This is a genomic window from Pseudomonas sp. CH61, from assembly GCF_059429415.1.
The window spans coordinates 5,548,560-5,560,465 of the sequence record NZ_CM182098.1 but is presented as its reverse complement, the minus strand read 5'-3'; the positions used below and the strand labels follow the sequence as shown (position 1 = coordinate 5,560,465).

Annotated in this window: 13 protein-coding genes; 8 read left to right on the top strand and 5 right to left on the bottom strand. The window is 60.1% G+C overall.

Annotated elements, in window-relative coordinates; translation table 11 throughout:
* Positions 1–16 precede the first annotated feature (16 nt).
* Positions 17–250 carry a 50S ribosomal protein L28 gene (rpmB, locus tag AC5SEM_RS25105; RefSeq protein WP_007920377.1) on the top strand — a complete coding sequence of 78 codons (234 nt, stop codon included), beginning with the start codon at positions 17–19 and terminating at the stop codon, positions 248–250.
* An 11-nt stretch (positions 251–261) separates the two neighbouring features.
* On the top strand, positions 262–417 hold the full coding sequence (gene rpmG / locus AC5SEM_RS25100; RefSeq protein ID WP_003177274.1) for a 50S ribosomal protein L33: 156 nt from the start codon (positions 262–264) through the stop codon (positions 415–417).
* A gap of 179 nt (positions 418–596) precedes the next feature.
* Here the strand turns inward: rpmG and AC5SEM_RS25095 are convergent, their stop codons facing one another.
* On the bottom strand, positions 597–959 hold the full coding sequence (locus tag AC5SEM_RS25095; RefSeq protein ID WP_025112716.1) for a cupin domain-containing protein: 363 nt from the start codon (positions 957–959) through the stop codon (positions 597–599).
* A 239-nt stretch (positions 960–1,198) separates the two neighbouring features.
* Here AC5SEM_RS25095 and AC5SEM_RS25090 point away from each other — a divergent pair, with 239 nt between their 5' ends.
* On the top strand, positions 1,199–2,692 hold the full coding sequence (locus AC5SEM_RS25090; protein WP_099757512.1) for an aldehyde dehydrogenase: 1,494 nt from the start codon (positions 1,199–1,201) through the stop codon (positions 2,690–2,692).
* Positions 2,693–2,883: 191 nt separating this feature from the next.
* Complete coding sequence (locus tag AC5SEM_RS25085; RefSeq protein ID WP_495471497.1) at positions 2,884–4,029, top strand: MFS transporter; 1,146 nt, start codon at positions 2,884–2,886, stop codon at positions 4,027–4,029.
* 34 nt (positions 4,030–4,063) lie between these two features.
* Here the strand turns inward: AC5SEM_RS25085 and AC5SEM_RS25080 are convergent, their stop codons facing one another.
* Complete coding sequence (locus AC5SEM_RS25080; RefSeq protein WP_495471496.1) at positions 4,064–5,632, bottom strand: phospholipase D family protein; 1,569 nt, start codon at positions 5,630–5,632, stop codon at positions 4,064–4,066.
* A 60-nt stretch (positions 5,633–5,692) separates the two neighbouring features.
* A complete protein-coding gene (locus AC5SEM_RS25075; protein WP_038359623.1) occupies positions 5,693–7,114 on the bottom strand; it encodes an aminotransferase-like domain-containing protein in 1,422 nt (473 codons plus the stop codon).
* Positions 7,115–7,293: 179 nt separating this feature from the next.
* Here AC5SEM_RS25075 and AC5SEM_RS25070 point away from each other — a divergent pair, with 179 nt between their 5' ends.
* Positions 7,294–7,536 (top strand): DUF1127 domain-containing protein, encoded by a 243-nt coding sequence (locus AC5SEM_RS25070; protein WP_127930225.1) that lies wholly within the window; start codon positions 7,294–7,296, stop codon positions 7,534–7,536.
* Between the two features lie 116 nt (positions 7,537–7,652).
* Here the strand turns inward: AC5SEM_RS25070 and AC5SEM_RS25065 are convergent, their stop codons facing one another.
* Positions 7,653–8,963: an NAD(P)/FAD-dependent oxidoreductase gene (locus tag AC5SEM_RS25065; RefSeq protein WP_495471495.1), complete on the bottom strand. Its 1,311-nt coding sequence runs from the start codon at positions 8,961–8,963 to the stop codon at positions 7,653–7,655.
* Between the two features lie 148 nt (positions 8,964–9,111).
* Here AC5SEM_RS25065 and AC5SEM_RS25060 point away from each other — a divergent pair, with 148 nt between their 5' ends.
* Positions 9,112–9,465 (top strand): YkgJ family cysteine cluster protein, encoded by a 354-nt coding sequence (locus AC5SEM_RS25060; protein ID WP_064389779.1) that lies wholly within the window; start codon positions 9,112–9,114, stop codon positions 9,463–9,465.
* A 110-nt stretch (positions 9,466–9,575) separates the two neighbouring features.
* Here the strand turns inward: AC5SEM_RS25060 and AC5SEM_RS25055 are convergent, their stop codons facing one another.
* Entirely contained in the window at positions 9,576–10,064 is a 489-nt protein-coding gene (locus AC5SEM_RS25055; protein WP_003177284.1) for an Lrp/AsnC ligand binding domain-containing protein, read from the bottom strand.
* A gap of 155 nt (positions 10,065–10,219) precedes the next feature.
* On the opposite strand from AC5SEM_RS25055, the gene dadA reads away from it, so the two are divergent.
* Positions 10,220–11,524, top strand: coding sequence for a D-amino acid dehydrogenase (gene dadA, locus AC5SEM_RS25050; protein WP_016985828.1), 1,305 nt, complete (start codon positions 10,220–10,222; stop codon positions 11,522–11,524).
* A complete protein-coding gene (locus AC5SEM_RS25045; protein ID WP_123593530.1) occupies positions 11,496–11,849 on the top strand; it encodes a RidA family protein in 354 nt (117 codons plus the stop codon). Before dadA ends, AC5SEM_RS25045 begins: the two co-directional genes overlap by 29 nt.
* Positions 11,850–11,906 lie beyond the last annotated feature (57 nt).

The window sequence follows — 11,906 nt, the reverse complement described above, 5'->3', positions numbered from 1 at the left end:
TTTAGAGGGCTGAGGCATGTCGAGAGTATGTCAAGTTACCGGTAAGGGTCCGGTGACTGGGAATAACATTTCCCACGCAAACAACAAAACCCGTCGTCGTTTCCTGCCGAACCTGCAGCATCACCGCTTCTGGGTTGAAGAAGAGAAACGTTTTGTGCGTCTGCGCGTATCTGCCAAAGGCATGCGTATCATCGACAAGCGTGGCATCACTGTCGTGCTCGCCGAACTTCGCCGCGATGGCAAGATTTAAGGGAGCTAATCATGCGTGAATTGATTCGTTTGATCTCGAGCGCCGGTACTGGTCACTTCTACACTACCGACAAGAACAAGCGTACTACCCCGGACAAAATCGAGATCAAGAAATATGATCCGGTTGTTCGCAAGCACGTGATCTACAAGGAAGGCAAAATCAAGTAATTGATTTTTCCCGACTTACAAAAAAGGCCCGTATCTCACGATACGGGCCTTTTTTGTTGCCTCGGATTTGGTGTTTCCTGTTCTGGCCCCTTCGCGAGCAGGCTCACTCCTACATTGGAATGCGGTCACCTGTAGGAGTGAGCCTGCTCGCGATAGGGCCGATCAGCCAGCGAAAATCCTCAAGCCTTTTGTTCAAAGATCACATAGACCTTGCGGCAAGCCTCAAGCACTTCCCAGGTGCCGCGAAACCCCGCCGGAATCACAAACCGGTCGCCAACACGCAAGGTCTTGGCGTTACCATCGCTGTCACGCAGCACCGAAACGCCCTGCAAAATCTCACAATATTCGTGCTCGGTGTAATTCACCGTCCATTGCCCCACCGCACCTTCCCACACGCCAACGCCCATCTGCCCACAAGGGCTTTCGTACTGATGGAACACCGCTTGCTCAGGATCTCCTTTCAGCACCTTCGCCGGGTCCGGGCGATAGCGTTCGGCTTCGCTGCTGGTCAGGCTGATGTCGACGACGTTCTGGATGTTCATTGTTGTTATCTCCCGTGAATACGGCGCGATTGGCTGGAAAGGGCCAAAGTCTATGTTGATTAAAATCAACACCGCAAGGCCGTATGACCACCTTATGTCAAATATATTGAAACAACCCCGGCCGCTGGTTTAGGGTGGCGGGTGCCTCTGGCCGAAAAACCGGCTGGCCGGGCAGAATTCCTGAGGACGCTGGCGAAGATCGCGCGGCGCTCGTATTCAACAAGCGGAGGACACTCGAAATGACCACCCTGACTCGTGCCGACTGGGAACAACGCGCCCGCGACCTGAAAATCGAAGGCCGCGCCTACCTCAATGGCGAATACACCGACGCCGTCTCCGGCGAAACCTTCGAGTGCATCAGCCCGGTCGATGGCCGTCTGCTTGGCAAGATCGCCAGCTGTGACGCCGCCGACGCCCAGCGCGCCGTGGAAAACGCTCGCGCCACCTTCAATTCCGGCGTCTGGTCGCGCCTGGCGCCGACCAAACGCAAAGCCACCATGATCCGTTTTGCCGGCCTGCTCAAGCAGCACGCCGAAGAACTGGCCCTGCTCGAAACCCTCGACATGGGCAAGCCGATCAGCGATTCGCTGTACATCGACGTCCCGGGCGCGGCGCAAGCGCTGAGCTGGAGCGGTGAAGCGATCGACAAGATCTACGACGAAGTCGCCGCTACGCCGCACGACCAACTGGGTCTGGTGACCCGCGAACCAGTCGGTGTGGTCGGCGCCATCGTGCCGTGGAACTTCCCATTGATGATGGCCTGCTGGAAGCTCGGCCCGGCATTGTCGACCGGTAACTCGGTGATCCTCAAACCGTCGGAAAAATCCCCGCTGACCGCCATCCGCATCGCTGCGCTGGCCGTTGAAGCCGGTATTCCGAAAGGCGTGCTCAACGTGCTGCCGGGTTACGGTCATACCGTCGGCAAGGCGCTGGCGCTGCACAACGATGTCGATACGCTGGTGTTTACCGGTTCGACCAAAATCGCCAAGCAACTGATGATCTACTCCGGCGAATCGAACATGAAGCGCGTCTGGCTGGAAGCCGGTGGCAAGAGCCCGAACATCGTCTTTGCCGATGCGCCGGACCTGCAAGCCGCTGCCGAATCCGCCGCCAGCGCCATCGCCTTCAATCAGGGCGAAGTCTGCACCGCCGGTTCGCGTCTGCTGGTCGAGCGTTCGATCAAGGACACATTCCTGCCGATGGTGATCGAGGCGCTGAAAGCCTGGAAGCCGGGCAATCCGCTGGACCCGGCGACCAACGTTGGTGCACTGGTCGACACGCAGCAGATGAACACTGTGCTGTCGTACATCGAATCCGGCCATACCGATGGCGCCAAACTGGTGGCTGGCGGCAAACGCATTCTGCAGGAAACCGGTGGCACCTACGTTGAGCCAACGATTTTCGACGGCGTGAGCAACGCGATGAAAATCGCTCAGGAAGAGATCTTCGGCCCAGTGCTGTCGGTCATCGCTTTCGATACCGCTGAAGAAGCGATCCAGATCGCCAACGACACGCCGTATGGCTTGGCCGCTGCGGTCTGGACCCAGGACATCTCCAAGGCACACCTGACCGCCAAGGCCCTGCGTGCCGGCAGCGTGTGGGTCAATCAGTACGATGGTGGCGACATGACCGCACCGTTCGGCGGCTTCAAACAGTCGGGCAATGGTCGCGACAAGTCGCTGCACGCGTTCGACAAGTACACCGAGCTGAAAGCGACGTGGATCAAGCTGTAAGCCATTAGGGAGGATCTGTTCACAGAGCAATCCTCCAGACGAAGCAGATCCCCTGTGGGAGCGAGCCTGCTCGCGAAGGCGGTGTCCCAGTCAGCCCCTGTGCTGAATGTGAAACCGTTTTCGCGAGCAGGCTCGCTCCCATATTTGTTTGATGTGGCCTCTAAAAATAATTATCCACAGGAGCGTGGAACATGCGGTGGGCGACGTATTTCGCCGTGTTGGCGTCTGTCTTGAGTGTCGGTCTGGCCCTGGGGGTCAGTATGCCGTTGGTGTCGTTGCGCCTGGAAGGCTGGGGTTACGGTTCCTTCGCCATCGGTGTAATGGCAGCGATGCCAGCGATTGGCGTGTTGTTGGGCGCGAAGATTTCCAGTCATCTGGCCGCGCACTTCGGCACGGCCAATCTGATGCGCCTGTGCCTGTGGGCCGGGGCGTTGTCGATCGGTTTGCTGGCGCTGCTGCCGAGCTATCCGATCTGGTTGGTGCTGCGGCTGATGATCGGCGTGATCCTGACCATCGTGTTCATCCTCGGTGAAAGCTGGATCAATCAACTGGTGGTCGAGCACTGGCGCGGTCGCCTGGTGGCGCTGTATGGCAGCAGCTACGCGCTGAGCCAACTGTCGGGCCCGTTGTTATTGGGGGCGTTGGGCACCGAGCATGATTACGGCTTCTGGGTCGGTGTTGGCTTGCTGCTGGTTTCGCCGCTGCTGTTGCTGGGTCGCAGCGGTGCGCCAAGCAGTGAGGCCAGCAGCGTAACGTTCAGAGAGTTGTGGAGCTTCGCCCGCAAACTGCCGGCGATTGCCTGGGCGGTCTCATTATTTGCGGCATTCGAAGCGATGATCCTGACGCTGTTGCCGGTGTATTGCCTGCAACAGGGTTTCACGGCCGAGATCGCTCTGGCGATGGTCAGCACGGTGGTGGTCGGCGATGCACTGCTGCAATTGCCGATTGGCGCGTTGGCAGATTACTTGTCGCGCCGTACGTTGTTTGCCGGGTGCGCGGTGGTGTTGATGCTGTCGAGTCTGGCGATTCCGTTGTTGCTCGATACGCTGCTGATCTGGCCGTTGTGGGTGCTGTTCGGCGCCAGTGCCGGTGGGTTGTTTACCTTGTCGCTGATTCTGATTGGCGAGCGTTATCGCGACGATGCGCTGGTGCGGGCGAACGCGCACATTGCGCAGTTGTGGGGCGTGGGTTGTCTGGTCGGGCCGCTCGCGGCCGGGGCGGGCAGCCAGTGGATCAGCGGCCATGCGTTGCCGTTGTTGATGGCGATCGGCGCGTTGGGATTGGTGATTCTGCTCTTGCGCCAAGGGGCGTTCGGCCCAGTGACCGAGCCTGCTTAAGGTCAAAAGATCGCAGGCTGCGATCTTTTGCTTTTTAAAGCATGCGTTCCAGGCCGACGGTGGTGCTGAACCACGCATTGAACCGTCGCCACCAACTCCCCGGTTCTTTGGTCAGCGTATGCATCTGGCCGTTGTCTTCGGTGACCCAGACGATCTGGCCATTCTCCAGTTTTGCCTGATAACTCAGCGCCGGCGCCATACCCTGCAAGGCCAGTTCGCGCACATGCCCGGCCAGTTCCGGGCTGTCGACCAACACCCCGACTTCGGTGTTCCACAGCACCGAACGCGGATCAAAGTTGAACGAGCCGATAAACGATTTCTGCCGATCAAAGATCATCGCTTTGCTGTGCAGACTTGAATCCGAGCCGCGAAACGACTTGCTGTAAAACACATGCGGACCACTGCCGTAGTTATCCCCAGGCTGACGGCGCAGTTCATACAACTTCACGCCATGCTCCAGCAACGCCTTGCGATACGGCGCGTAGCCGCCATGCACCGCTGGCACATCGGTGGCCTCCAGCGCGTTGGTCAGCAGGCTCACCGAGACGCCGGCATCGGCGCGACCGGTCAGGTAAACCAGCCCCGGCTGGCCCGGCACGAAGTACGCCGAAATCATGATCAGCTCTTTGCTCACGCCTCTGAGCTCGGGTGCCAGTTGCGTGGTCAGCAGCAATTGCGGATCCGGTTCGCCCTTGGCCAAGACCTTGCTCGGCGCATCCCACAACGCCTGATTCCATGCCCAGATCAGCTCTTTGCGCCAGATGTCCATGCGCGGTTCGGTCTTGAACGTCATCAACTGCTGATACAGCGCATGATTCTGCTTACGGGTGTCTTCCAGCGATTCTTCCAGGCGTGTGCGGGTGTTCTGCAGATCCTTGGCGGTCGGTTGGCTGGTAAGGAACTCGTCGATCGGTTTGCTCAGCGCGCTGTTCCAGTACTGGTCGAAACTGTGCCCGAGCTGCTCGGCCACCGGCCCGACGCTGAGCATGTCGATGTCGGTGAAATTCAGGTTCGGCTCGGCGTCGAAATACTCGTCACCCAGATTGCGCCCGCCAACGATGGCCGCGCTGTTGTCCGCCAGCCACAGCTTGTTGTGCATGCGCCGGTGCTGCAGCGACAGATTGAACAAGCGCCCCGCCGCGCGGGTGACGCCAGTGCTGCGGCCCAGGTGCAGTGGATTGAACAGGCGAATCTGAATCTGCGGATGCGCCGCGAGTGTGGCGATGATCTGGTCGAGGCCATCGCTGGTGGTGTCATCGAGGAGGATGCGCACGCGCACGCCACGGTCGGCAGCCTTTAACAGCTCCTCCACCAGCATCCGCGTGCTGATGCCGTCATGGACGATGTAGTACTGCAGATCGAGGCTGGACTGGGCGTTGCGGATCAGTTCGGCGCGGGCGGTGAACGCCTCGCTGCTGTTGGACAGCAGACGGAAACCCGAGCGCCCCTGATAGGGCGCCGCTTGGGCCTGAATCGAACGGCCGAAGCTGGAGCCGGACGCCGGCAACCCCTGGCTTGGCTCGCGCGGAACATCAAGGCTGACACAGCCACTCAGGAACGAGGCGAGTAACAGCAAAGCGAACAGGGGCTGTCTGAAGCTCACGTAGGGTCATTCCGAATGGCGGCTAGGGTCGGCATATGGACGCGGTTCTCTGGAAAAAGGTCAGTCGGCTTCGGCCAGCAATCTGACCGCTGTCTCGCCGACCTTGCGCACCGCCTCTTCGATCTGCGCGGTCGGTTTGGCAGCGTAGTTCATCCGCAGGCAATTGCGGTACTTGCCCGAGGCGGAAAAAATGCTGCCGACGGCAATCTGTACGCCTTGGTCGTGCAACTCACGATTGAGTTTCAAGGTGTCGAAACCTTCCGGCAATTCGACCCACAACATGAAACTGCCTTGCGGCCGACTGGCGCGGGTGCCTGCCGGGAAATAGCGGGTAACCCAGTCGATCATCAGGTCGCGACTGCGTTGGTATTGCGTGCGCATGCGCCGCAAGTGCGGTTCGAAATGACCGGCCTTGAGGAATTCGGCGATGGCGATCTGCGGCTGCGGTGCGGTCGATCCGGTGCTGATGTATTTCATGTGCAGCACGCGCTCAAGGTAGCGGCCCGGCGCGACCCAGCCAATCCGCAGGCCCGGCGCCAAGGTCTTGGAAAACGAACTGCAAAGCAGCACGCGGCCGTCTTCGTCGAAGGATTTGATCGTGCGCGGACGCGGGTAGGTGTAGGCCAGCTCGCCATACACATCGTCCTCGATGATCGCCACGTCGAAGCGCTGGGCGAGGGTAAGCAGGGCGCGTTTGCGCGACTCCGGCATGATGTAGCCGAGCGGGTTGTTGCAGTTGGGGGTGAGCTGGATGACTTTGATTGGCCATTGTTCGAGCGCCAGTTCCAGCGCTTCGAGACTGATCCCGGTGAGTGGGTCGGTGGGGATTTCCAGGGCTTTCATGCCCAGGCCTTTGAGCGTTTGCATGGCGCCGTGGAAGCTCGGCGAATCGACCGCGACGATGTCGCCCGGCTCGCAGATCGCGTGGATGCTGGTCGACAGCGCCTCATGACAACCGGTGGTGATGACAAGGTCGCTGGCGCTCAACTGGCAGCCGGAGTCGAGCATCAATCGAGCGATCTGCTCGCGCAATTCGAGGGTGCCGTGGATGTTGTCGTAATACAGACCGGGCATGTCCTGGCGGCGGCTGATCCGCGCCAGACCGCGCAGCAACGGTTTCATGGTTGGCGAGCTGATGTCGGGCATGCCGCGACCCAGTTGCACGACGTCCTTGCGCGGCACCGCGCGAATCAATTCCAGCACCTGATCCCATTGCGAAATCTCCACGGGACGTTGCGCCGGACGGCCGACGGCGGGCAACTCCGGCAGTTCACGGCCCACCGGCACAAAGTAGCCGGACTTGGGTTTCGGCGTGGCCAGCCCGCTGTCTTCGAGCATGCGATAGGCCTGCTGCACCGTGCTCAGACTGACCCCGTGTTCGACGCTCAACGCACGTACCGACGGCAACCGATCGCCGGGTCGATAGAAGCCGTTTTCGATGCGTGTGCCGAGCAATTCGGCGAGGTTTACATAAAGGGTCATGGCGCTGCCTCGGTGCAGGTGATTCGATAAACCAGTACAGACGTGGCAAAAATCGACAATTCAGTCTGTAAAACGACGAATCTGTATGGAGTTAATACGGTTGCTTTGAATCTGTAATGGTTTTGCTCGCCCGCGCATCATGGAATCTCTGGCTACCCAAGTAAACAGGAGCAACCAAAATGAACGGCTTGAGCGATGTGCGGCTGACGTTACACAGTCAGGAACTGGCGGCAGGGCAGAAGGACAACGCGCGCAATCTCATGCGCAACGCGCCATCTGGTCTTAGCCGCTGGAATCTGTTCTGGCATCGTCTGCACACGCGCAAGGCGTTGCTGGCGCTGACGGCGGATCAGCTCAAGGACATCGGACTGACCCGTGAGCAGGCGCTGGAGGAGGGGTTGAAGCCGTTCTGGCGGATCTGAGATCTGTATGGTCGTTTTGGGCCTCATCGCGAGCAGGCTCACTCCTACAGGGGAACGCATTTCAACTGTAGGAGTGAGCCTGCTCGCGATTGGGCCTTCAATTCACTGCAAAACCATCAGACCAACTCTTTGAGGCGATGCCACAACATCCCCAACGCCAACAACGGCGAACGCAAATGCTTGCCGCCCGGGAAGGTGATGTGCGGCACCTTGGCAAACAGATCAAAGCCCCCGCTGTGCTGCCCGCTGATCGCTTCGGCCAATAACTTGCCCGCCAGGTGCGTGGCATTCACCCCGTGCCCGGAGTACGCCTGGGCGTAATACACATTCGGCTGATCCGCGAGCCGACCAATCTGCGGCAAGCGGTTGGCGCCGATGCCGATCATGCCGCCCCACTGATAGTCGATCTTCACGCCAGCGAGTTGCGGGAACACTTCGAGCATCTTCGGCTGCATGTAGGCGCCGATATCCTTTGGATCGCGCCCCGAATAATGGCAGGCACCGCCGAACAGCAAACGACGATCCGCCGAGAGCCGGTAGTAATCCAGCGCGACACGCTGGTCGCAGACTGCCATGTTCTGCGGCAACAGGTTGTGCGCCTGCTCTTTGCTCAACGGCTCGGTGGCGATGATGTAGCTGCCGGCCGGCAGGACTTTGCCGCTGAGTTGTGGATTCAGATCATTGAGATAGGCGTTGCAGCCAACCACGAGGGTCTTGGCGCGCACCGAACCTTGGGCTGTATGGACTTTGACTTCGGGGCCGTAATCGATACGCGTCACTGCCGAGTGTTCAAACAGTTTGACGCCCAGTTGCTGCGCCGCCGCTGCTTCGCCCAATGCGAGATTGAGCGGATGCAAATGCCCTGAGCCCATGTCGATCAAACCGCCGACATAGCGCTTGGAACCGACTACGGTGTGCATCTCGTTGGCTTGCAGCAAACGGGTTTCGTAGCGATAACCGAGGCTGCGCAACTCTTCGGCGTCTTCGGCAAAACCCTCAAGGTCGGCGGGTTTGTTGGCGAGGTCGCAGTAGCCCCAGGTCAGGTCGCAGGCAATCTGAAAGTGCTCGACCCGCTGGCGAACGATTTCCACCGCTTCCAGGCCCATCAGTTTCATCTCGCGCACGCCGTCGCTGCCGATGACATTGGCGAACTGATCGAGGCCGTGACCGACCCCGCGAATCAATTGCCCGCCGTTGCGACCACTGGCACCCCAGCCGATCTTGTGTGCTTCCAGCAACACTACGCTGAGGCCGCGTTCAGCCAGTTCCAGCGCCGTGTTCAACCCGGAAAACCCGCCGCCGACCACGCAGACATCGGCGAGCACTTCACCTTGCAATACCGGGTGATCGGGCTGCGGCAGGCTGCTGGCGGCGTAGTAAGAGGCAACGTGGGGTTGGCTCGCGGAGGTGAAGGCGCGGGCAGTCATGGGCGTCATCCAACGGCTAAGGTGTCGAGAAAATTTGACGGAGCATAAGCCGCACGCCCGAACGTGGGCAACATTGGTCGGCCTGCGGTGTCTGGATCGCGGCTTTTGCGGCACAATTGCCGTCTATTTCACCTCGGTCACCGCTGCAATGAGCTGCAACAGCCAGAAAATCCGCACCTTGCGTCAGCAGATACCCTCGTTCGAGTGCGTGCCCGGCTGCCATGACTGCTGCGGCCCGGTGACCACCTCACCGGAAGAAATGGCGCGACTGCCGCGCAAGACCCGCGCCGAGCAGGATGCGGCGATGGAGGAGCTGAACTGTGTGCATCTGGGGCCGAATGGCTGCACGGTGTATGAGGAGCGGCCGTTGATTTGCCGGTTGTTCGGCACGACCAAAACCTTGCCTTGCCCGAATGAGCGGCGGCCGGTGGAGCTGATTCATCCGCGCGTGGAGAAGCAGATATTCGAGTACATGGCGGCGAATCGGCAGGTGTTGGTTTAACGCGCTCACTCGGAACCGAGTCGACGCTTTCGCGAGCAGGCTCGCTCCCACATTTGGAGTGCATTCCCCTGTGGGAGCGAGCCTGCTCGCGAATGGAGCGCCACCGATCTTCAATCCGGAATAGGTAAGCTCAAGCTCTCCTTCACTTCTTCCATCACGATATAACTCTTCGACTCGCGCACATGCGGCAGCTTCAGCAGAATGTCGCCCAGCAGCTTGCGGTACGAGGCCATCTCGGAAATCCGTGCCTTTACCAGGTAGTCGAAATCCCCTGACACCAGGTGGCACTCCAGCACATGCGGCAGTTTCAGCACTGCGCGGCGGAACTCCTCGAAAGTGTCGCCGGATTTGTAGTCGAGGCTGATCTCGACGAACACCAGCAAGCTACCCTTCAAATGCTGCGGATTCAGCCGGGCGTTGTAGCCCATGATGATCCCTTCGCGCTCCAGACGCCGTACCCGCTCGGTGCACGGCGTGGTGGAGAGGCCGACCTTTTCGCCGAGTTCGGTAAAGGAAATCCGCCCGTCCGCCTGCAGGATCCGCAAGATGTTGCGGTCGATCTTGTCCAGCTCACGTTTGGTCTGAGTGTTGGTACGCATAGGGGATGCGCCTCCGTGAAAAGGGTTTTTGCCGAGAATTGTCGCCAAATATAGGCGCTTATATAGTGAAAAGCACTGGCATTTCTTTTTTACACTGCGCGCATCATTGCTCTAACAACAGACGTGCGCGGCCCTGCCGCGATGAGGGATACAAAATGCGTGTAATGGTCTTGGGTAGCGGCGTCATCGGTACCGCCAGTGCTTACTATCTGGCCCGTGCCGGGTTTGAAGTGGTGGTGGTCGACCGGCAGCCGGCTGCGGCCATGGAGACCAGCTTCGCCAACGCCGGCCAGGTCTCGCCGGGCTATGCCTCGCCGTGGGCCGCGCCGGGCGTGCCGCTCAAAGCGATCAAGTGGCTGTTGCAGCGCCACGCCCCTCTCGCGATCAAGGCCACCGCCGACATCGACCAGTACCTGTGGATGGCGCAGATGCTGCGCAACTGCACCGCCAACCGTTACGCGGTGAACAAAGAGCGCATGGTGCGTCTGTCCGAGTACAGCCGCGATTGCCTCGACGAATTGCGCGCCGAAACCGGCATTGCCTACGAAGGCCGCAGCCTCGGCACGACTCAGCTGTTCCGCACCCAGGCGCAGCTTGATGGCGCCGCCAAAGACATCGCTGTGCTGAAAGAATCCGGCGTGCCGTTTGAAGTCCTCGACCGCGCCGGCATTGCCCGCGTCGAACCAGCCCTGGCGGGCGTCACCGACATTCTCGCCGGTGCCCTGCGCCTGCCGAACGACCAGACTGGCGACTGCCAGATGTTCACCACCCGTCTCGCCGAAATGGCAGTGAAACTCGGTGTCGAATTCCGCTTCGGCCAGGACATCCAGAAACTCGACTACGCCGGTGATCGCATCAACGGTGTGTGGATCGACGGCAAGCTGGAAACCGCCGACCGCTACGTGCTGGCCCTCGGCAGCTACTCGCCGCAACTGCTCAAGCCGCTGGGCATCAAGGCCCCGGTTTATCCGCTCAAGGGTTACTCGCTGACCGTGCCGATCACCAACCCGGCGATGGCCCCGACGTCGACTATTCTCGACGAGACCTACAAGGTCGCGATCACCCGTTTCGACAACCGCATCCGCGTCGGCGGCATGGCCGAGATTGCCGGTTTTGACCTGTCGCTCAACCCGCGCCGGCGTGAAACCCTGGAGATGATCGTCAACGACCTTTATCCTCAGGGCGGCAATCTGGCCGAGGCGAGTTTCTGGACCGGTCTGCGTCCGACCACGCCGGACGGCACGCCGATCGTCGGTGCCACGCCGTTCAAGAACCTGTTCCTCAACACCGGTCACGGCACGCTTGGTTGGACTATGGCGTGCGGTTCCGGCCGTTTGCTGGCCGACCTGATGGCGAAGAAAAAGCCACAGATCAGCGCCGAAGGCCTCGATATTTCCCGTTACGGCAACAAAACCCAGGAGTCCGCAAAACATGTCAATCCAGCGCCAGCTCACCAATGAGCGCATGAGTCAGATCGTCAGCCACAACGGCACCGTGTATCTGGCCGGGCAGGTCGGTGACGACTTTGACGCCGGGGTTGAACAGCAGACCCGCGACGTACTGGCCAATATCGAGCGTTTGCTTGATCTGGCCGGCACCGACAAACAGCATCTGCTCTCGGCGACGATCTACCTGAACGACATCGAGGCGAACTTCGCCGGGATGAACTCGGTGTGGGACCAGTGGCTGCCAAAAGGTGCTGCTCCGGCCCGCGCCACCGTCGAAGCGAAAATGGCCAAGCCGAGCATTCTGGTAGAAATCTCCATCGTCGCCGCGCTGCCGTAACCGTTGTAAAGATCCCTCTCCCGGCGCTGTTGGCGGTTCACGTCGTCAGTCGGCGCC

What these genes read in the sequence shown, in the direction of transcription:
- dadA (WP_016985828.1), top strand. Translation starts at nt 10,220, where the DNA reads ATGCGTGTAATGGTCTTGGGTAGCGGCGTCATCGGTACCGCCAGTGCT.
- AC5SEM_RS25075 (WP_038359623.1), bottom strand. Translation starts at nt 7,114, where the DNA reads ATGACCCTTTATGTAAACCTCGCCGAATTGCTCGGCACACGCATCGAA.
- AC5SEM_RS25085 (WP_495471497.1), top strand. Translation starts at nt 2,884, where the DNA reads ATGCGGTGGGCGACGTATTTCGCCGTGTTGGCGTCTGTCTTGAGTGTC.
- AC5SEM_RS25095 (WP_025112716.1), bottom strand. Translation starts at nt 959, where the DNA reads ATGAACATCCAGAACGTCGTCGACATCAGCCTGACCAGCAGCGAAGCC.
- AC5SEM_RS25090 (WP_099757512.1), top strand. Translation starts at nt 1,199, where the DNA reads ATGACCACCCTGACTCGTGCCGACTGGGAACAACGCGCCCGCGACCTG.
- AC5SEM_RS25055 (WP_003177284.1), bottom strand. Translation starts at nt 10,064, where the DNA reads ATGCGTACCAACACTCAGACCAAACGTGAGCTGGACAAGATCGACCGC.
- AC5SEM_RS25060 (WP_064389779.1), top strand. Translation starts at nt 9,112, where the DNA reads ATGAGCTGCAACAGCCAGAAAATCCGCACCTTGCGTCAGCAGATACCC.
- AC5SEM_RS25065 (WP_495471495.1), bottom strand. Translation starts at nt 8,963, where the DNA reads ATGACTGCCCGCGCCTTCACCTCCGCGAGCCAACCCCACGTTGCCTCT.
- AC5SEM_RS25070 (WP_127930225.1), top strand. Translation starts at nt 7,294, where the DNA reads ATGAACGGCTTGAGCGATGTGCGGCTGACGTTACACAGTCAGGAACTG.
- rpmG (WP_003177274.1), top strand. Translation starts at nt 262, where the DNA reads ATGCGTGAATTGATTCGTTTGATCTCGAGCGCCGGTACTGGTCACTTC.
- AC5SEM_RS25045 (WP_123593530.1), top strand. Translation starts at nt 11,496, where the DNA reads ATGTCAATCCAGCGCCAGCTCACCAATGAGCGCATGAGTCAGATCGTC.
- rpmB (WP_007920377.1), top strand. Translation starts at nt 17, where the DNA reads ATGTCGAGAGTATGTCAAGTTACCGGTAAGGGTCCGGTGACTGGGAAT.